Raw genomic sequence first — 20,245 nt, 5'->3', positions numbered from 1 at the left:
ACACGACGATAAAATCTATAACACTAAACTTATATTTGAATTTTTGGAACTGCCCCTATGATATTGCTCGGAACCGTACTCAGTTCATTTTCTGTGCTGTTGTGTTCAATATGAGAAGGATGCTTTCGCTCAGTTGCGGTATCAGTACATAGAATAATAAATTATACATTATTCTGGCTATGAACAAGATCGATATTATCAAAGAACATATCTTGACAGCTTAATAGCTGTTGGGGTTTCCGCCTGGGGCGGTTTAATTTTTTTAAAAATTTGTATCTATTTCTGTAAAACTAACTCTATCTTCAATTTTTCAGATGTCTCTTATAGCTATTCAACACCTTCATATAGTTGGCGCGTTCAAATGCTGCCGGTTCTTTAACAGATTTATGGCTCATACTTCCAATCATTTGCTGCCTGAATTTAATCTGGTCTAATCTTCTTGAATTGCGTAGTCAGATTTTTATCTAACATTAAATCAAATTTTCTCAACCAGGATAGAATATACCTGGAATTGAATTCCGGATTCTTTAAGAGCATGGCAACAATGTCTTCTATATCCCGCGGTCTGCCTGCAACCATTTTATGAATAACAACATCCTCCAACGATGCAATCATAATAGTTGTGCCGTTGTATTTTACTTTTTTTACTCTTTTAATCCCTTCTTTTTCAAATTCAGAGTTGGAGAAAATAAAGTCGACCCGAATCCCGGACGGGATGTCGTTCACGGGCAGAACCATTGTATCGCTTACGAAGCTGCGTACGTTTTTTATCATCGGCTTAAACTTTAACCTTGATATAATCTCGAGGAATTTGTCAAGCTCTTTAACATCTATACCTAAAGTAATATCGATATCTCTGGTAAAACGCGGTTCACCATAAAACAAAACGGCTTGCCCGCCAATTATCATGTACGGAATATTAAATTTATCTAACGCCTTAGTTATTTTAATTATCACCTTTTTAAACACTATTCACTACCTTTGCAATTTTAATAATGATTTCTATTCCCTCTAGTGGATTCTTCGGTGGAATTATCTTCAGCTCAAGCGCATGCTTATACATTTCATCAAAAATTTTTAACTTCCGGATATAACTCATCCGCCGTTTAATTTGCCTCGACTCAAACTGCTCCAATATCCTTTTATTCTTTACCATGTTCTCTATTTCGGTTACAGATAATATATTCAAAAATCAGTATAAATAAAAATGCCCCCACAAAACGTGAAGGCATTTTAATAAATTAGTTGATAGTCAAAAATCTAAAATCTTCAATCTGAAATCTAAAATCACTTATAGCTATTCAGCACCTTCATATAGTTGGCGCGTTCAAATGCTGCCGGTTCTTTAACAGATTTATGGCTCATACTTCCAATCATTTGTCTGACCGATTCGTATTCGTGTTCTTCCATCCAGCGTTGGAGGTCGTTAACGACCTTCGTGATATGCTTGGGTCCGTTTTCTAAAAGAGCCGAGCACATCATAGTAACATTGGCACCAACCATCAGCATCTTTAGAACATCTTCAGAAGTATGAATACCACTTGTAGCTGCAATATCGGCTTTAATTTTGCCGTATAAAATAGCAACCCATCGCAGAGGAACCCGCATCGCTTGCGGAGTACTCAAGAAAATATTCGGGACAACATCTAATGTTTCCAAGTCTATATCGGGTTGATAGAAGCGGTTAAACAATACTAACGCATTCGCTCCGTTATCGTCCAACTTCTTTGCTATGTTTGCCATTGAACTGAAGAACGGCGATAGTTTTACTGCTACCGGAATTTTTACTTCACTCCTCACGATCTTTAAAATATCTAAGTAAAGATTTTCGATATCTACACCTGTATATTTTGGGTCGGTTGGAATATAATAAACATTTAATTCCAAGCCATCGGCGCCGGCTTGTTCAATGTTCTTTGCATATTCTAACCATCCGCCGGTAGTAACGCCGTTCAAACTTGCAATAACAGGAATGTTTACAGCTTGTTTCGCTTTTTGCAGATGAGCCAAATATTCTTCAGGCCCTAAATGATATTCGTTGGCTTGGGGGAAGTAAGTTACAGCTTCGGCGTAGCTTTCGTTTCCTTGTGTTGTGAGATAATTTAACTCCATCGCTTCGTGAGTAATTTGTTCTTCAAAGAGTGAATACAGAACAATTGCCGAGGCGCCAGCATCTTCTAATGCTTTTATTGTATTAATGTCCCGCGACAAAGGTGAAGCCGAAGGTACAATCGGATTTTTTAATTTCAAACCCATATATGTTGTTGATAAATCCATAATAACGTCTTTCTCTATTTATTCTTTTCTTGATTATCATCATTACTATATTTTATTGAAGCTAACTGTTCATAGTAACGCCATCTCGCTTTTGCGTCATCGTTTCCGAGTTCTATCAAGCGTTTTGCTTCTTCAGGTTTGCTCTTAGTCAGCATCTTGTATCGAGTTTCCATATAAGCGTAATCTTTAAATGAGATTGTGGGGGCTTTCGAATCTAACTTCAACGGATTTTTGCCTTCTTTTAGGAGTGCCGGATTATATCTGAAGAGGGGCCAGTGTCCGCTATCGACCGCAGCTTTTTGGTTATCGAGTGCATTACGCATATTGATACCGTGTGCTATGCAATGGCTGTATGCAATAATTACTGACGGACCATCGTAAGCTTCAGCTTCTAAAAATGCACGAACAGTTTGTAAGTCGTTTGAACCGAAAGCAATTTGAGCGACATAAACATTTCCGTAACTCATTGCAATCAAACCGAGGTCTTTTTTACCCAATGGTTTTCCGCCTGCTGCAAATTTTGCGACCGCTGCTCGGGGAGTTGCTTTCGACATTTGTCCGCCGGTGTTTGAATACACTTCCGTATCCAACACAAGCAGATTAACGTTTTTACCTGATGCGATTACGTGGTCGAGACCACCGTAACCGATATCGTAAGCCCATCCATCGCCGCCAACAATCCAAACACTCTTGTTTACTAAATTATCGGCAATCGATAATAGTTGTTTTGCTTCGGGTGATTTTTCGCTATCTAATTTCTTTTTCAGAATTTCAACACGTTCGCGCTGTTCATAAATTCCACTCTCGTTGGATTGGTCGGCGTTAATGATTGAATCAATTAAACCAGTTCCAATTACACTTGATAGCTTTGTCATCAACTCTATTGCAAATAATTTTTGTTGGTCGAGTGTGAGTCGGAAACCGAGACCGAATTCAGCGTTATCCTCGAAAAGCGAATTCGACCATGTAGGACCTCTGCCATCTTTATTTTTCGAATACGGAGTTGTAGGTAAATTACCTCCATAGATTGAAGAACATCCTGTAGCGTTTGCAATCAAACAGCGGTCGCCGAACAGTTGTGTCATAAGTTTTACATAAGGTGTTTCTCCACAACCTGTGCAAGCGCCTGAATACTCGAACAAAGGTTCGAGAAGTTGGCAACCTTTTACAGTGTTTATCTGAACTTTTCTTCTATCGTATTCGGGTAACTCTAAGAAGTAGTCGTAATTAATTCTCTCAGGTTCGCGCAGTGGAAGTTGGTCAGCCATATTGAGGGCTTTAAGGCGTGTTTCGGTTTTATTTTTTGCCGGGCAAACTTCAACGCAGATTCCGCATCCTGTACAATCTTCGGGTGCAACCTGAATTGTATAAACCATATTCGGTTCGAATTCTTTTCCTCTCACTTTAGTCCATTTAAATGTAGGCGGTGCTTGTGCTGTGTATTTTTCGTCGTAAACTTTTACACGGATTGTTGCATGCGGGCAAACGAGCATACATTTATTGCATTGGATGCAGACGTCAGGGTCCCAAACAGGAATTTCGAAAGCAATGTTTCGTCGTTCCCACTGAGCTGTATCGGTCTCGAAAGAACCATCGTCCGGAAATGCACTAACAGGCAGTGTGTCTCCCAAACCGCCATAAATTTTTGCAGTTACATTCCGTACAAACTCGGGTGCTCGCGGATCGGACATCACAGGAACAAATTCAATCGTGCTGGTTGCTTTTTCAGGAATCTTTATCTCGTGCAGGTTAGCTATCGTTTGGTCAACCGCTTGATAATTCATCTTTACTATTTGCTCGCCCTTTGCACCGTATGTTTTCTTGATTGCGTCTTTAATTTTTTGGATTGCTTCATCTTTCGTAAGAATATTCGAGATAGCAAAGAAGCATGTTTGCATAATTGTGTTTACACGTTCGCCCATTCCGGTTTGTTCGGCAACTTTGTTACCATCTATTGTAAACAACTTTAATTTTTTGTCTATAATTTGTTGCTGAACTTTTCGCGGGAGCTTATCCCAAACTTCATGGGGATCAAAAGGACTGTTTAGTAAAAATGTTGCACCGGGCAGCGCATCTTTTAACATATCGTATCTTTCTAAAAATACCCATTGGTGGCAAGCTATGAAGTCGGCTTTACTGATCAGATATGTGGATTGAATTGGTTTAGGACCAAAGCGTAAGTGCGAAACTGTAACCGCGCCCGATTTTTTTGAGTCGTACACAAAATATCCCTGTGCATAATTGTCGGTTTCCTCACCGATTATTTTGATTGAGTTTTTATTGGCTCCCACAGTACCATCGGCGCCAAGCCCATAAAATAAGGATCGTTTAATTGACTCATCCTCGGTTGTAAATTCAGAGTCGTATTCAATAGAAGAGTTTGTAACATCATCGTTAATACCGACCGTGAAATAATTTTTCAGTTTATCTTTTTTAAGCTCGTCGTAAATACCTTTTATCATTGCTGGAGTAAACTCTTTAGATGCTAAACCGTAACGACCTCCAATAATTTTTGGATAAGATTTTAAGGCATTATTGCCTTGTGTGAACGTTTCGCTTATTGCAGTAACGACATCTTTGTAAAGAGGTTCGCCGCCGGCACCGGGTTCTTTGGTTCTATCGAGAACAGCAATTGATTTTACAGATTGTGGAATTGCTTTGATTAGGTGCTGCACTGAAAAAGGTCTGAATAAACGTACTTTAATAAGTCCAACTTTTTCACCACGTGTGTTCAAAAAATTTACGGTTTCTTCGGCAGCCTCAGCGCCTGATCCCATCATAATTATTATCCGTTCGGCATTCGGATCGCCGACGTATTCGAACAAGTGGTACTGTCTACCGACGATGCGGGCAAATTTGTCCATCATTTTCTGAACAATTTCAGGAACTTTTTCGTAGAAAGGATTCACAGTTTCGCGTGCCTGGAAAAACACATCCGGATTTTGAGCTGTCCCACGAATCACAGGTCTGTCTGGAGACATCGCACGTTTGCGGTGTGCAATTACAAGTTCATTATCTATCATTGATTTGATATCGTCGTCAGTGAGTTGTTCAACTTTCATCACTTCGTGCGAAGTTCTGAAACCGTCGAAGAAATGTAAGAAAGGTATTCGAGCTTCGAGTGTAGCCGCCTGTGCAATCAAAGCTGTGTCCATTACTTCCTGGACCGAATTAGAAGCTAACAACGCCCAGCCAGTGGAGCGAACCGACATAACATCGCTGTGGTCTCCGAAAATCGAGAGAGCGTGAGTTGCTACGCATCGTGCTGAAACATGAAATACTGTTGGCGTTAACTCGCCTGCGATTTTAAACATATTCGGTATCATTAACAGCAGACCTTGCGATGCTGTGAAGGTTGTAGTTAATGAACCGGTTTGTAAAGCGCCGTGAACGGCACCGGCTGCGCCGCCTTCGCTTTGCATTTCGATTACTGTGGGGACAACTCCCCAGATATTTTTTTCGCCGGCTGCCGACCAGGCATCAGCCCACTCGCCCATATTTGAGGACGGAGTGATTGGATAGATAGCAATAACTTCGTTTGTTTTGTGTGCTACGTATGCAGCGGCTTCGTTACCATCTATTGTAACTTTGTTTCTTTCCATTTATAAATCTCCATTTATTTTTTGTTTTCTAAGATTTGCTTATGTAAAATAACTGACAGGGCAACTGATTGGTTATTCAAATATAATACATAAATTGTTTTTAAACAATGTTTTATTTTTAGATGTATTTTTCATAAACAGGAATATTCCTTATTTATTTCTTGTATATAAGAAAATATTGTCCGACTTCTACAATATTTTAATAAAAATCAGAATATTGATAATTGTATTTTGCAACAAGCGTGCCTATGGGAGGGAATTTTTTCCGAAAGAATTTATAAAAGCGTGCATTGCGTTGTACATTTCTCTTAAATCTTTATCAAACCACACTCCTGTTAGTGGTATGGCAGAACATTCATAAAATTTTTCACCAATCTGAAAAAGAACTACCCTAACTCGTTTGCTTGTATTATCAGAATAATACTCATAGCCGCAATATTGCCTTTCATTCATAATAAATAACTCAGGTTCTTTACTCAAATAATAATCATCTGCCGATTCTTTTTTGAAACCGTTGCTGATTTCCGCCAACAATTTTATGTCTTCTTTTTTTATTCGGCTTCGTGTTGAGTTATCGACTTGAATTTCTTGCAGCAATATCGAACCAGAATAATCATCTTTTATTAACCAAAATAAAAAAATTTTTGTGTGTGAATTATCGTTTGATGCAAACCATCCCGAAGGAAGCAGTGCATTCAAACTACCATCCGAAGAATTTACTAACTCAGACGTGAGAGGATAGTTGAATGAATAATAAGGTGTGCCGGCGCAGAAAGAAAATAATATAGCCAGTAAAAACAGAGTAAATACTTTTTGAATCACCGACCTATTCAGTCCTACGTGCAAATTGATCTGATTCAAATGTAAAAGTGATGGAAACCCGGTGAGTATTATCGAACCTCTCGTCAGTAAGTTTGGAAGTTGCGAAAGTATAATCGATATCGAATTTAGGGAGGTGAATTCCGGCGCCAAAGTTTGTAGTGCCAATATCGCTATATCCGACACGAAGAGCTGCGATGTTTTTAAAATCGAATTCAAGTCCTGAGTGCATATCAAAACTTACAGGTCCTAAATTTACGTTCGAAGCATACCGGCGATTTTCAAATCGGATATCTACATCAAAAACCGGAATAAACCTTCCACCTAGTGCTTCAATAAGGTATGCCGATCCGAGTTTGAGCGTTGGAGTGATTAACTCATTCGTGCCGGTGTTCCATGCGAGAAAAGTTGTCGTAGCATCTTGCAAGTTAGCACCGATGAAGAAATTTTCGTAAGGCGAGAACTGTATTCCTACATCAAATCCAATTCCTGTTGCGGATCCTACACTCATATCACGTCGAATGAGTTTAATATTTGCACCGTAAGATAATCTGTCGCTATGTTTTTTTGAGTAAGTGAAATACACAGCCCAATCGGCAGTATTGAAATACGAAATCTTGCTTTTATCAAGTCGTTCATTGTCGTCAAAAATCCCGTCCCCGTCTTCGTCAATTAAGGCGCCGCGTGTATCTGGAATTGCATCAACACCAAGCCGGATTACGCTAACTCCGACACTCGAATTTGAACCGACAGGAAAAGCAGCAGCGGCATAATCGTAATTGACCAGACTTCCAAATTGTTCAGAGTGCATTAGCGAAAGTTGTGGATAATTTATTTTCGATAAACCTGCAGGGTTCCAGTAACCCGCTGTAACATCGTTAGCGATTGCTGTGTATGCACCCCCTAAACCTAAAGCTCTTCCGCCAACACCAATTGCCATAAATTCGCTCGCATATTTGCCTATTCCGGTTCCGCATAGTGTTGTTACGCTATACAAGAATATCAAAGTTACGATAATTATAAAAGTCATCTTTTTCATAGCTTTTCCTTTTGGATAACACGTTTCTACTAAAAATTGATAAAAACTTATATAAAAAGCAAACCACTAGATTTCTTCATAATAAATATCTTGATATTGATACATATTTTGTGCATATTGCCTATCGTTAAAAGTGAATAATAATGGACTCTGTTTATATACTGTTAGTAGAACCGACTAAGTTAGAACCGGTTGTGCTTGAAGAACAATTAAAATTAGCTCTAAAAGGTAAAGTTATCCTGCAAAGGATAAATGAAACAAAATTTGAATCTTTCGTCGAAGCAAAGTCGCCTATTTATGATTTGGTTTTTATCGGAGAAAAATTAGCCACAAACAATGTAATTCAGATGGCTAATTTTCTTCGTGGAAAAAATTTCAGGATGCCGCTCATTCTTCTTACATCACAAAGCGAAGCCAACTTATCGCAATCTCAGAAGTCAGCAGGTATCGACCATATTTTAAACATTGCAGAGATAACGCTTCCAACTTTTTCGTGGACGTTCAGCAGTTTATTAAAAGAATCTGAAGTACAGAAAAAAGCAGAAGAGTTCGATTCTATCCGGGTAAAAATTATGAGTATAAATTCAGTATTGGCTCATATAACACACGAAATAAATAATCCTCTCGGTGTTATCCGACTGGCACTTTTTCAACTTCAATCTAAAAGTAAACCCGACGAAAGCACTGCAAAGTATTTCAAAATGATTACAGATAACGTCAACAAACTCGAGGAACAAATCCAAGCCCTCCGCAGCGCACGAGAAGAAATGAGAACTGAGTATAATATGCTTAAGAAAATTCTCTCTCTTAAAGATTGATTAATTCTTCGTTTCATGAGTAAAATACTATTTATTACAGATAATCCAAACGAAGCTACATCTTTACAAAAATATTTTTCAGAAGAGAATCTTGTCTTTCAGATAACTCCTACCAACTTTAAATCTGCTGCCCGACTTCTTGATAATGAAAATTATCAAATTATGTTAACCAACTGCGGCAAAGGCGCGTTGGTGCCTCCTTCATTATCTGCAAACATCAAAAAATTTTCTACCAAACTTCCTGTTATTGTTTTGATGGATGAATCCGATGAGAACAAAAAAAAGAAATTTATAGATCTGGGTGTTCATAACGTAATTACTAAGACCCCCGACTACCTGCCGATTTTGAATTCAATAATAAACACACATTCACAAAATTCAGTCAAAGAAAAAATAATATCGGGAGTTGATATCCCTGTTATCACCACAGATAAAGAAGGGAAAATAAACTTCTGGAATTCTCCTTCAGAACATTTGTTCGGTTGGAAATCCGATGAAGTTATAGGCAAACCGATAAATAAGATATTCGAATTTGATTTCGGATTTCTCAATAAGGATTTAAATATTATTGATGTTATTAAAAAAAATGAGTATTGGCATGGCGAAATACTTTTACAAAATAAACATCAAAAGAAACTCTTTATTGAATTAAGATTAAAACGAATTACAGACGGGAAGCAAACGGTTGTTGTCGGAAGCTATATCGACATAACGGCAAAAAAAGAGAACGACCGCAAGCTGCACTTGTTGTCGGATGTAATTCTAAATGTTTCGGATGGAGTTGTATTAACAGACCTTGAAAATAATATTATTTTTGTGAACGAAGCAAAAGCCAAAATGAGTGGCTATACTACCGAAGAACTTATCGGGCAAAACATATCGGTTTTAGCAGGCGGCGATGAGGCTCTATCCAAAAATATGGATGATATTACGAACGATTTAAAAACTCGTGGTAATTATTCAGGAGATTTGATTGAAAAAACTAAAGGCGGACGCGAAATAATAATACAACTTACAAACAAATTACTGCGCGACGATGATGGAAATCCGTATGCAATTCTTGGTACATCACAGGATATCACTGAAAAGAAAAAGTTAGAGAACCAACTCAGAGAATCTGAGGAGTGGTATCGCACCCTCGTAACGAATATAAACGGCATACTGATATTTTTGGATATTTATGGAAACATTATTTACATAAATCAACCGGCAGAAACATTTTTAGGTTATACTATAGACGAAATTAAGGGGCAAAATTATTTCGACGTTTTTATTTCCGACAGCACGCAGAACACACTGACTCGCGACAGCCTGACTGAAATTTTAAGCGGTAAATCGATAAAGGGAATTCATGCAACAGTTAAATCACGCAACAACGGAATAAGATATTCGGTTTACAATATCAGTCCCCGATATGAGATCAACTTAAACATAAACGGAATAATTGTAAATGGTATCGACATAACGGAATTAAAAACTTTAGAGCGTCAACTTGCCGAAACATACAGCTATCTGGAAAATATAATAGTTAATTCTGCCGATGGAATTGCTACCTTCGACTTAGATGCAAAAGTTGTAACTTGGAACCATGCCTGCGAACGAATTTACGGTTACACAGCTAAAGAAATAATCGGAAAATCTGTAGTAGCAACAGTTCCTCCTGATCATTATACTGAATGGAAAAAATTATATGATAGCGTTTTAAAAGGTGAAACTTTTAATAATTTAGAAGTTGAACGCATCAGTAAATATGGAAGTGTGCTCAACTTATTACTCACAGTATCACCGATACGCAACATGACGGGGAAAATTATCGGAATATCATCGTTCATCCGGGACATTACCGAAAAGAAACTCCTCGAAAAGCAAGCATATATGTCGGAAGTAAAATACCGGCAACTCTTTGAAGAATCTAAAGATTTTATATTCGAGATAACCACCGAGGGGCGTTTTATTTCGATTAACCAGGCAGGCGTAGAACTATTAGGATACGAAACCAAAGAAGAAGTGTTCAATCTTTTTGTTCCAAAAGATGTGTATGTAAATCAAGATGAAATGGAACGCTTCGTAACCGAGATACGGACAGCAGGTTACGTCGTGGATTTTGAAATACAAATAAAAAAAAAGAACGGAGAAAAAATCACTATCATCGAAACTGCTACAGCAGTGCATGGTGATGACGACAAAATAATCAGTTATCGTGGAATCGGGCACGATTTAACGGAGAAGAAGCGCCATCAGGAACGAATTATTTCGCTGCTTATAGCTTCGCAGGCATTCTCACGCACAACGACAGAAGCGGAGATATTCGATTCAATTTCGAAAGCTATCCGGCGGCTCGGTTACAATATTATAATATTGTTGAAAGACGGCAACACTTTAAAAATTGCTCGTACTACTTTTGATCAGGGAATTCTGCGGGGTATGGAAAAACTTTTTAATTTTAGGTTCGATACCTACAGGATTCCTTACAAAAAATTTCCGGGTTTAGTCAGCGTAATCGATCATAAAAAAACAGTTTTAAACGAACATTCTATCAGTCGGCTCATTGAAATTCTTCCCCGTAATATCCCGCGTGAAGCAATCGAATCAATTGCGAACGAAGTCGGTTACCGCAACCGTTCGATATCTGTACCACTTGTCGTTTTCGATGATGTTATCGGTCTTGCATTGATAAACTCAGATGAATTTAAACAGGAAGATGTCTCCATTTTCAATCTCTATGCAGCGCAATTAAACAGTGCACTTGAAAATGCCCGCCTCTACAACCAGTTAAGCCAAGCCAACGAGGACCTCAAAAAGGCTTACGAAAAATTACACGAATCGCAGGCAATGCTCATTCACGGCGAAAAAATGAAAGCCATCGGCGATTTGGCAAGCGGGGTCGCTCACGATTTTAACAACCTGCTTGGCGTAATAGTAGGACGGACACAGTTGTTGCAACTTCGTTCAACAGATCAAAAGATGAAAAACGATCTGAGCATCATTTTAAAAGCTGCAATGGACGGAGCCGAAACTGTAAAACGTTTGCAGGACTTTGCCAAAAAGAAAGCTGAAGATAACGCATCGGCTATAGATGTAAACTTGATAATCGAAGATACTATCGACCTTACTCAAACTAAATGGAAGGATGTGGCACAGCAACGAGGTGTGAAGATTACAATCCACAAAGATTTCGATAAATTACCAATAGTCTTCGGCAGTGGGTCTGAGCTGCGAGAAATTTTAACTAATTTAATTTTAAACGCAGTCGATGCGATGCCAGAAGGCGGGACAATGACAATTAGAACAAAAAATTTAGACCGCCTTTACAGTATCGAGATTGAAGACACCGGAACGGGTATCCCTCAAGAATCTCTTTCAAAAATTTTCACTCCTTTCTACAGCACAAAAGGAGATAAAGGTACCGGACTCGGTTTGTCGATAGTGAAAATGCTTGTAACAAAACGTCAAGGAGACATTCGTGTAACAAGTGAAACAGGGAAGGGAACCAAATTTACTATTACTTTCCCGAAAGTCAACATAGAGAATTCAGTGCATAAACCACAAAATGCTATTTCAGTTTCTTCAAACGGGCATACACAAGATTCACACCTCACGGTACTCGTTGTTGATGATGAGGAAGAAATTAGAATTTTGCTTGCAGAAATTTTAAAAGAAGCTGATTACAAAGTTATTCTTGCTAAAAATGGTAGAGAAGGGATTGATAAATTCAAGCAAGAAAAAGTAGATATCGTCTTCACCGATTTGGGTATGCCCGAAATAAACGGCTGGCAAGTCGCAAAAGAAATTAAAGAAATCAATCCCATCACTCCGGTTATACTTATTTCAGGTTGGGGACGAGATTTAAAAGATCAGGACATTACAAACACCGGAGTCGATTACTTCGCAGCAAAACCTTTTCACATTGATGAAATATTTCAATTGCTGATGAGTTCTAAAAATCTTATCACCGAAAGAAAAATAAACTGAATTTTTTAGCTTTTACCTTTTTTTTGTATATTGGAGCAGAAACTTATGTCGTCTAAACAATTAAATATCTTGTTCATCGGCGATATTATTGGGAAACCCGGTATCGAAGTTACCGAAACTTTGCTCAAGAGCTACTTCCAAAAATATCAAATCGATTTCTGTATCGCTAACGGCGAGAACCTGAACGACGGCAAAGGACTTAATGCCGAGTTAGTGGCTAAAATTTCCGGTCTGGGTGTGAATGTAATTACCGGCGGTAATCATTTATGGGATAAATGGGATGCTCGTAAAGTACTTGCCGAGAACAGAACAGTTCTGCGACCATTAAATTATCCGCGCGAAAATCCCGGAAACGGATATATAGTTTACGATTTAGGTGAGAAAGGGAAAATCGCCGTTATAAATTTACAAGGCAGAGTTTACATGCAACCCATCGACGACCCTTTCAAAACTGCCGATTGGGCTTTAAGTAAAATTATCGATCAAACCAAAACTGTAATTGTTGATTTCCATGCCGAAGCAACTGCAGAAAAAATAGCTCTCGCGTGGCACCTTGACGGGCGGGCAAGTGCAGTTATCGGAACACATACACACGTACCCACTGCCGACGGAAGAATATTACCAAAGGGTACTGCATATATATCGGATGTTGGGATGACAGGACCCTACGATTCTGTAATCGGGATGAAAAAAGATATCGCCATAAAACGTTTTATACATGGCGTTCCCTATAAATACGAAATGGCAAGCCACGATGTCCGTTTCTGCGGCGCTTACATAAAAGTTGATTCAGAAACCGGCAAAGCAATCAAATTTGAAAGCATCGTTTTTCCAAGCTTCGGTTAATAAAATGTCAGCTCAAATTTTAGACGGAAAGAAAATTTCCGAAGAAATAAAATCGGAAATAAAAAACAAAACACTTCATCTGAAAACACAAAAAGGAATTACTCCCGGTTTAGCTTTTATTTTAGTTGGCGATAATCCTGCATCGCAAAGTTATGTGAAAATGAAAAACAAAGCTTGCGACGAAGTCGGGTTTTATTCCATAACCGAAAAACTTCCCGCCGAAACCTCCGAAGAATTTTTACTCGAACTCATAAGCAAATTCAACCTTGACAAAACTATCCATGGCATTTTAGTTCAGCTTCCCCTGCCTAAACATATTGATGAAAATAAAATCATTGAAGCGATTGATTACAGCAAAGATGTTGACGGCTTCCACCCAATAAATGTTGGCAAATTACTAATCGGGCAGGATTCCCTGCGTCCGTGCACACCGGCAGGGATACAAGAACTGCTGATTAGATCAGGAATAGAAACTTCGGGCAAACACGTTGTTGTTGTTGGCAGGAGCAACATCGTTGGAAAACCTGTTGCAAATATGCTTTTGCAAAAGCAAGCCGGAGCAAATGCTGTTGTAACAATTGCACATACAGGAACAAAAGATATTTCTATTTATACAAAACAAGCCGACATTCTTATTGCGGCAATCGGAAAACCGGAAATAATCACCGCCGAAATGGTTAAACCCGGCGCGGTTGTGATTGATGTTGGTATCAACCGGGTTGATGACCTTGCTGCAAAAAATGGCTATCGTATTGTTGGTGATGTTCATTTCGAATCGGTATCGAAAATTACAAGTGCAATTTCGCCAGTACCAGGCGGCATCGGACCGATGACGATTGCGATGCTTATCTCCAACACGTTCAAAGTCGCAGACCGAATAGATGACTATTAAACACAAACAAAACATAATTGACCTCACCCACACAATCGGCATGAATATTCCGACATGGCCCTCCGATACACATTCCGCGAAATACTTACCTATCACTACGACAGATTATAAGACGGACGGTTTTTATTCTCGGTTGTTCAGCATTCCCGAACATTTCGGCACACACATCGATGCACCCGCACATGGATGTGAAGGCAAGTTAACAATTGATCAAATTCCTCTCGACAATCTAATTATACCGGCAGTTGTTATCAGCGTTCAGGAAAAGGTGATGAATAATCACGATTATGCTTTAACAGTAGATGATGTTTTAGAATGGGAAGAGAAGTTTGGCTCGATACAAAACAATTCCGTTGTTTTAATGCACACTGGTTGGAAGAAATATTGGAACGAACCAAAACTTTACCTGAATCAGGATAAAAACGGGGCGATGCACTTTCCCGGTTTTTCAGAAGAGGCAGTTAAGTTTTTAATTAACGAACGAAACATAAATGGTATCGGTGTGGAAACTTTGAGTATCGATTGTGGATATTCAACCGACTTCCCTGCTCATAAAGTTTTATTCGAAGCAAACAAATATGCGCTAGAAAATATAGCAAATCTTGAACAGCTGCCTGCCTTTGGGGCTATTTTGATTATAGCTCCGCTAAAATTAGAAAACGGCTCTGGAAGTCCGGTTAGAGTTCTTGCAATGGTTTAAGAAATTGCAGTGTTGACTTAAGGGTCTCTCGAAACATTTCGTTCCGATGCAAATCGGAACGGAACACTAAACAATAAGTGATAGAAAAACACTTGAATATAAATTAAAAGAATTCCCAAAAGTTATTTTAAGGCGTAAACATATAATAGATTCTGGGATCGGGAAGGATTTTGTTGACTTGAAAAATCTTCGTAATTATTTAATGCACTTTGGTAGCACACACGGAACGGTAGGAGGACCAAATATTGAAATTAAAGGTCTTGCTAACATCGACAGTTATGAAAGCCTTGAAATCGTGGATGCCCAAAATGCTTTAAACGTAGCCGAAGGCTTTCTTTGTAACGTATTTCGACTTCGTGGGATAGCAGTAAATGATGCCGATTATATGTTGCGTCTTCGGATAGTAAAAGTGCCATCCTTTTAAAATTCTGTTCGAGAACAGACCCGGTATTCGGGTCATCACTTCTTCAAATGTTTTTTAATTTTTTCAGCCGTGCTTGCAGAATAGTACGAGCATACACCTTTTTTTGCATCGGGTTTTACCTTGCTCGCTTCGATTGCTTTTTTAAGTACTGCGGGTGATACTTGTAAAAGTTTTGCTAAATTACCGGCAGAAAATAATTCGTTTGTTTCTTTTGCCATTTTTTAATCCTTTTAAATTTGTTGATTATGTTTTTGTTTATACTCGAATAACTCTTTAATTCCCCAGAAAAAAGTTACAGTTCCAATTGCGAAAACAGCCGATAGTGTATCGTTCTCTGAATTCAACGACGCAGTCATAAAAATAAAACCAACTATCAAAGGAACAAACCACAATTTTGTTCCCGACCATTTGAAAAGTTTTACAACCCAAATATGTCCGAACCAAATTAAAATACCGGTTGCAACAGCGACAATAATTCCGTTAAAGTTCATATCCACCTTTTAATTAATAAACATAAAAATTGAATTTGCAAATAAGTATATAGCAAATAATTTCCGAAGCATCAGCGAAGATGTTTTATTTGCTGCAGCAGCACCAAACGGACCTACTATAACAGTACCGATAATTAAAGGTATTGCATGCAGGTAATCTACAAAACCGATTGTGTATGCCGGCAGATGAACATTTCCGTAACCATTCAATGCATACCCGATAACTGACGTTGACGCCGTAATAATTACAGTCGCTGAAGATGTTCCGATTGCCCGTTTGATAGGAAAGTTTGCAAGAAAATACATCAGCGGAATGGAGAAGACTCCTCCGCCAATGCCGGTCAATGCCGATAAAAAGCCGACTGTAATACCGATTATCACGAGTCTTATTGGGCTCGGATTAAAATGTCCTGCTGTTTCAGTTTTAGTTTTCTCGAAAAACAGACGCAAGCTGACCGTGAGAACAGCAATTGCGAAAAATTTTTGTAATACTTCACCGGGAATTGCAGCCGCAACAGTAGTCCCGATTGCCGCCGTTATTATGCTCGAAACTCCTATAAACAAAACGCCTTTCCAAAAAACATTCCCTTGTTTTTGATGTTTGAGGGCACTTGCAAAAGAGGCAAATACTACAATAAACAAACTCGTTCCCATTGCAAGATGGGTTATTATCCTTGCATCTATGGTTTGAGTTGCGAAAAAAAACAGGAGCACCGGCACTAAAATCACGCCGCCGCCAACTCCAAAAAATCCGGCTAAAAATCCGACGATACATCCTATCAGCAATAAAATTATGAGAGATAAGAAATCCATTTATTCGATGCTCAAGATTTTCTTGTACAGTTTCATATTTTTTAGAGTTTCAATTGCAACTAAAATCTGATTATCATCAACAAACGACGCTTCAAACCTTCCTTGCTCTCCTTTGTAGCGGCTCATTATTTCTATCCTCAAAGCTTTTACAATTTCATTCCGATTGGCTTCCACAGCGTTGCTTTTTAGGAGGGTGAATTTCGTTTTTAATTCACCTATTTCTTTAATAATTATTTCGCTGTACTTATTTTTTTCTGCATACTTCTTCAAGTCTTCTAACTTGGTTTCTGCTTCATCCTCGAAAACAAACTTGTTCTCATCAAGATATTTTATGAACTCACTGCACAATTCACCGTTCACCGAAAAATTGGTCGGTGGTTCTTTATGTGTTGAAATATATTGAGTTGCAAATTTGAAGAACATCGCTTTCCTCATTAGTTCGTTATAAATACCACTCGGTTGAGAATCTAAAACGGTTGTATCGGGATGAACTCCACCCAAATCCTGAACATTTCTTCTGTTTTTTGTAAAAAAGTTTTTTCGCAGGCTGTCGGGTGTAACTGTGAATAATCCTTCTTTACTTTTATGAATATAATCTCTTTCTTGAATACATCTGCCGCTTGGTGTATAATACTTCGCAGTAGTCATTTTTAATTGAGTGTTGTAAGGAAGAGGAAAAATATTTTGCACTAAACCTTTTCCGAATGTAGTAGTGCCGACGATTACAGCTCTGTCTAAATCTTGAAGAGCGCCTGCAACAATTTCGCTTGCACTGGCGCTGTTGTTATTAACTAATACAACTAATGGTACATCGGGCAGCATCGGTTCTTCGGTTGAAAAGAATTTTACTTCCGACTCCGCACGTCGGCCTTTTGTGATAACAACCAGGCTGTTCTTTGGAATAAATTTCGAAACAATATCAACGGCAGCTTCCAACAATCCTCCGGGATTATCTCTGAGGTCGATAATTAAACCTTTTAATTCTCCTTTTAATTTCAATTCTTTTATCGCAAGTCGTAACTCATCTCCTGCTGTCCGTGTAAACCTATCCAAACGAATTATTGCAATACTATCTTTTACAAAACCTGAATATGAAATATTTTTGAGGCGAATTTCTTCCCTTATCAAAACAAATTCAAGTGCTTTGGCTTCACCTTCGCGTGTTACTTTCAGTTTTACTTCGGTTCCCGGTTCGCCTCGGGTTAAGTGCCGCACATTTTCGGGTTTAATTCCAATCATCGATTTCCCATCTACATCTATAATTTGATCCCCAATGCGAAGTCCCTGTCGCTGTGCAGTGTAACCTTCCATCAGCGATGTAATGATTATCGATCCATCGCGCATACTTATTGAGATTCCGATACCTCCATATTTTCCTGTTGTAATAAGTTCAACGTCGCTTGCCTCGGCGCTCGGTATGAAATTCGTGTATGGGTCAAGTGTCTTCAGCATTCCTTCAATTCCTGAATTAACAAAAACTTCAGGGTCAATTTCATCCACATAATTCAACGATACTTCTTTAAAAACTCTTCCAAAAATATCTATGCTTTTATTAATCTTGAAAAAATAATCTGAATCGGCAACTGTAAATCCGAATGCGACAGTTATTAAAGCAATAGTTATAATTGCAAAATATTTATTAATTTTAATTTTATTCATAACAAAAATCCTTTTCTACTAACTTAAATTTAAGCTAATTATCTTCCAAATTTCATCAGCCACAGTATCGATTCTGCGGTTACCGTCGATTACTAAAAATCTTTCCGGTTCACTTTTAGCAATGTCAAAAAATCCCTTTCTGACTTTTTCATAAAAAGCATCGCCCGCCGATTCCATCCTGTCGGCAGATGCTTTTGACTCTTTTAGCCGATGTGCTACTTCACTTAATGGAATATCAATAAAAAAAGTAATATCGGGAACAGTTCCTAAAGTTGCCAGCTTGTTGATTTGTTTAACTGCCTCCAACGGAATCCCTCTGCCGCAACCCTGATATGCGGTTGTCGAATCGTCATATCTATCGCATATAACAATTTTTCCGGATTGCAACGCTGGAATAATAATCTGACTGACAAGCTGGGTTCGGGCTGCCGAAAACAACAAAAGCTCTGCAATTTGAGTCATTTCCAAGTTTTTTTTATCAAGAAGAATTTCCCGGATTTTTTCTGAAATTGGTGTGCCGCCCGGTTCGCGGACTACAATAACATCGTAGCTGTGTTGCCGCAACTTGTCGGTTAACAATTTGATTTGGGTGGTTTTACCCGAGAAATCTAAACCCTCGAACGTAATTAGCATATATTTTTTACTTAAGTTAGATATTTTTTTAATTTTATTCAAATATACTTGTGCTTTATAATTAAATTCATTAAAATAAATTACCGGAAGAGACAAAAATATGGAATTGAAAGTACATAATGTAACACCACAAGGACGCCATATCAAACGTGCGGTAGAAGTTTTACAAAACGATGGGGTGATAATATATCCGACCGATACAGTGTATGGAATAGGGTGTAGTGTGTTTAGTAAAAAAGCAATCGAGAGAATTTATCAGATTAAGAATCAGAATAGATCGAAACCATTCAGTTTTGTTTGTTCTGACCTAAGCCACATCAGCGAATATGCACTTGTATCAAATCAAGCGTACAGAATTATGAAACAATTAATTCCCGGTCCGTTTACATTCATCCTGCCTGCCAGCCGTTTAAAACAACTGCCGAAAAGTTTAATTTCAAAACGGAAGACTGTTGGAATTCGTGTCCCGAATAATACTGTCTCACAATTGCTCGTAAAAGAATTAGGTCATCCTATTTTAAGTGCCAGCGTAACGGACGACATCGGTGAAGTTATTAACAATCCAGAAATTATTATAAAATTATTCAGCAAAAAAGTTGATTTAATATTGGATGGCGGTAATAATATTTCCGGACCTTCAACCGTTCTCGATTTCACAACTGAACATCCAATTTTAGTTCGCGAAGGAGCGGGCGACGTTAGCCATATTTTATCAGTTACTCAACGATAAATTAAAAAATAAATCATGGTAGAAGGAAGAATTTTAGTAAAATATTTATTACAAAACCGGTTTCAAAAGCCATTCTGGGGGACGATAATTAATTTTGTTTATAGTTTAGGTTTAACATTACTCGTTTTGGCTGTATCATTCATATTTAATAAAATAATCGACCAACATTATTTTCTTGGGATTTTCTTAATTTCGAGTAGTTTATTTTTCTTTGGCTGGGCTACGGAAAGGTTATGGTATGCTACGATCTCGAAGATGATGGCTAATCCGTTCTCATTTTGGGCTTTTTTTACACGAATTCCTTTTTGGTTTATCGGGGGCGGGATGGGTTTTTCGATATCAAGCTTGCTTGCTTATAAATTTGGATTAGTTTATATTTCAGTAGTTCCACAAAGTAATTTATTTTTATTGGGTGGAATTTTGGAATGTATTTTACAAATACCAATTCAAATTATTTGGTTTCGGTTTTTAATTAAAGGGCAGTTCCAAAAATTCAAATATAAGTTTAGTGTTATAGATTTTATCGTCGT

At 38.2% G+C, this 20,245-nt stretch carries 18 protein-coding genes; 8 read left to right on the top strand and 10 right to left on the bottom strand.

Translation table 11 applies throughout. From position 1 onward, the window contains the following. Positions 1-420 precede the first annotated feature (420 nt). The 5 genes from QME58_10920 to QME58_10900 form a co-directional block, all read right to left on the bottom strand. Positions 421-957 (bottom strand): nucleotidyl transferase AbiEii/AbiGii toxin family protein, encoded by a 537-nt coding sequence (locus QME58_10920; protein MDI6804339.1) that lies wholly within the window; start codon positions 955-957, stop codon positions 421-423. A gap of 330 nt (positions 958-1,287) precedes the next feature. After that, positions 1,288-2,277, bottom strand: a complete 990-nt coding sequence (locus QME58_10915; GenBank protein ID MDI6804338.1) for a dihydroorotate dehydrogenase-like protein — start codon at positions 2,275-2,277, stop codon at positions 1,288-1,290. Between the two features lie 14 nt (positions 2,278-2,291). Continuing rightward, positions 2,292-5,879: a pyruvate:ferredoxin (flavodoxin) oxidoreductase gene (nifJ, locus tag QME58_10910; protein ID MDI6804337.1), complete on the bottom strand. Its 3,588-nt coding sequence runs from the start codon at positions 5,877-5,879 to the stop codon at positions 2,292-2,294. 246 nt (positions 5,880-6,125) lie between these two features. Further along, on the bottom strand, positions 6,126-6,701 hold the full coding sequence (locus tag QME58_10905) for a hypothetical protein (protein ID MDI6804336.1): 576 nt from the start codon (positions 6,699-6,701) through the stop codon (positions 6,126-6,128). A gap of 4 nt (positions 6,702-6,705) precedes the next feature. Next, positions 6,706-7,737 carry a PorV/PorQ family protein gene (locus QME58_10900; protein ID MDI6804335.1) on the bottom strand — a complete coding sequence of 344 codons (1,032 nt, stop codon included), beginning with the start codon at positions 7,735-7,737 and terminating at the stop codon, positions 6,706-6,708. A gap of 143 nt (positions 7,738-7,880) precedes the next feature. On the opposite strand from QME58_10900, the gene QME58_10895 reads away from it, so the two are divergent. The 6 genes from QME58_10895 (at position 7,881) to QME58_10870 (ending at position 15,389) form a co-directional block, all read left to right on the top strand. Continuing rightward, positions 7,881-8,555, top strand: a complete 675-nt coding sequence (locus tag QME58_10895; protein ID MDI6804334.1) for a histidine kinase dimerization/phospho-acceptor domain-containing protein — start codon at positions 7,881-7,883, stop codon at positions 8,553-8,555. 15 nt (positions 8,556-8,570) lie between these two features. Further along, positions 8,571-12,527 carry a PAS domain S-box protein gene (locus QME58_10890; GenBank protein ID MDI6804333.1) on the top strand — a complete coding sequence of 1,319 codons (3,957 nt, stop codon included), beginning with the start codon at positions 8,571-8,573 and terminating at the stop codon, positions 12,525-12,527. A 45-nt stretch (positions 12,528-12,572) separates the two neighbouring features. Then, a complete protein-coding gene (locus QME58_10885) occupies positions 12,573-13,373 on the top strand; it encodes a TIGR00282 family metallophosphoesterase (GenBank protein MDI6804332.1) in 801 nt (266 codons plus the stop codon). A 4-nt stretch (positions 13,374-13,377) separates the two neighbouring features. Beyond that, positions 13,378-14,265: a bifunctional methylenetetrahydrofolate dehydrogenase/methenyltetrahydrofolate cyclohydrolase FolD gene (folD, locus tag QME58_10880; protein MDI6804331.1), complete on the top strand. Its 888-nt coding sequence runs from the start codon at positions 13,378-13,380 to the stop codon at positions 14,263-14,265. Then, positions 14,255-14,965 (top strand): cyclase family protein, encoded by a 711-nt coding sequence (locus QME58_10875; GenBank protein MDI6804330.1) that lies wholly within the window; start codon positions 14,255-14,257, stop codon positions 14,963-14,965. Before folD ends, QME58_10875 begins: the two co-directional genes overlap by 11 nt. Positions 14,966-15,167: 202 nt before the next feature. Continuing rightward, positions 15,168-15,389: a hypothetical protein gene (locus QME58_10870; GenBank protein ID MDI6804329.1), complete on the top strand. Its 222-nt coding sequence runs from the start codon at positions 15,168-15,170 to the stop codon at positions 15,387-15,389. A gap of 35 nt (positions 15,390-15,424) precedes the next feature. On the opposite strand, the gene QME58_10865 is transcribed toward QME58_10870, so the two are convergent. Genes QME58_10865 through tmk form a run of 5 tightly spaced genes read right to left on the bottom strand, consistent with a single transcriptional unit; the run spans position 15,425 to position 18,985 of the window. Further along, on the bottom strand, positions 15,425-15,607 hold the full coding sequence (locus QME58_10865) for a hypothetical protein (protein ID MDI6804328.1): 183 nt from the start codon (positions 15,605-15,607) through the stop codon (positions 15,425-15,427). 12 nt (positions 15,608-15,619) lie between these two features. Continuing rightward, positions 15,620-15,880, bottom strand: a complete 261-nt coding sequence (locus QME58_10860) for a DUF4491 family protein (GenBank protein MDI6804327.1) — start codon at positions 15,878-15,880, stop codon at positions 15,620-15,622. A gap of 9 nt (positions 15,881-15,889) precedes the next feature. Further along, positions 15,890-16,693, bottom strand: coding sequence for a sulfite exporter TauE/SafE family protein (locus tag QME58_10855; GenBank protein MDI6804326.1), 804 nt, complete (start codon positions 16,691-16,693; stop codon positions 15,890-15,892). Further along, positions 16,694-18,352: a S41 family peptidase gene (locus QME58_10850; GenBank protein MDI6804325.1), complete on the bottom strand. Its 1,659-nt coding sequence runs from the start codon at positions 18,350-18,352 to the stop codon at positions 16,694-16,696. An 18-nt stretch (positions 18,353-18,370) separates the two neighbouring features. Then, entirely contained in the window at positions 18,371-18,985 is a 615-nt protein-coding gene (tmk, locus tag QME58_10845) for a dTMP kinase (protein MDI6804324.1), read from the bottom strand. Positions 18,986-19,085: 100 nt separating this feature from the next. Here tmk and QME58_10840 point away from each other — a divergent pair, with 100 nt between their 5' ends. Further along, positions 19,086-19,715: an L-threonylcarbamoyladenylate synthase gene (locus tag QME58_10840; GenBank protein ID MDI6804323.1), complete on the top strand. Its 630-nt coding sequence runs from the start codon at positions 19,086-19,088 to the stop codon at positions 19,713-19,715. 15 nt (positions 19,716-19,730) lie between these two features. Then, positions 19,731-20,245 (top strand): hypothetical protein (locus QME58_10835; protein MDI6804322.1); only part of this gene is annotated, 515 nt, incomplete at its 3' end.

Source organism: Bacteroidota bacterium (genome assembly GCA_030017895.1).
Classification (GTDB): domain Bacteria; phylum Bacteroidota; class Ignavibacteria; order UBA10030; family BY39; genus JASEGV01.
The sequence above is the reverse complement of the archived record's forward strand: the minus strand, read 5'-3'. Positions and strand labels throughout refer to the sequence as shown.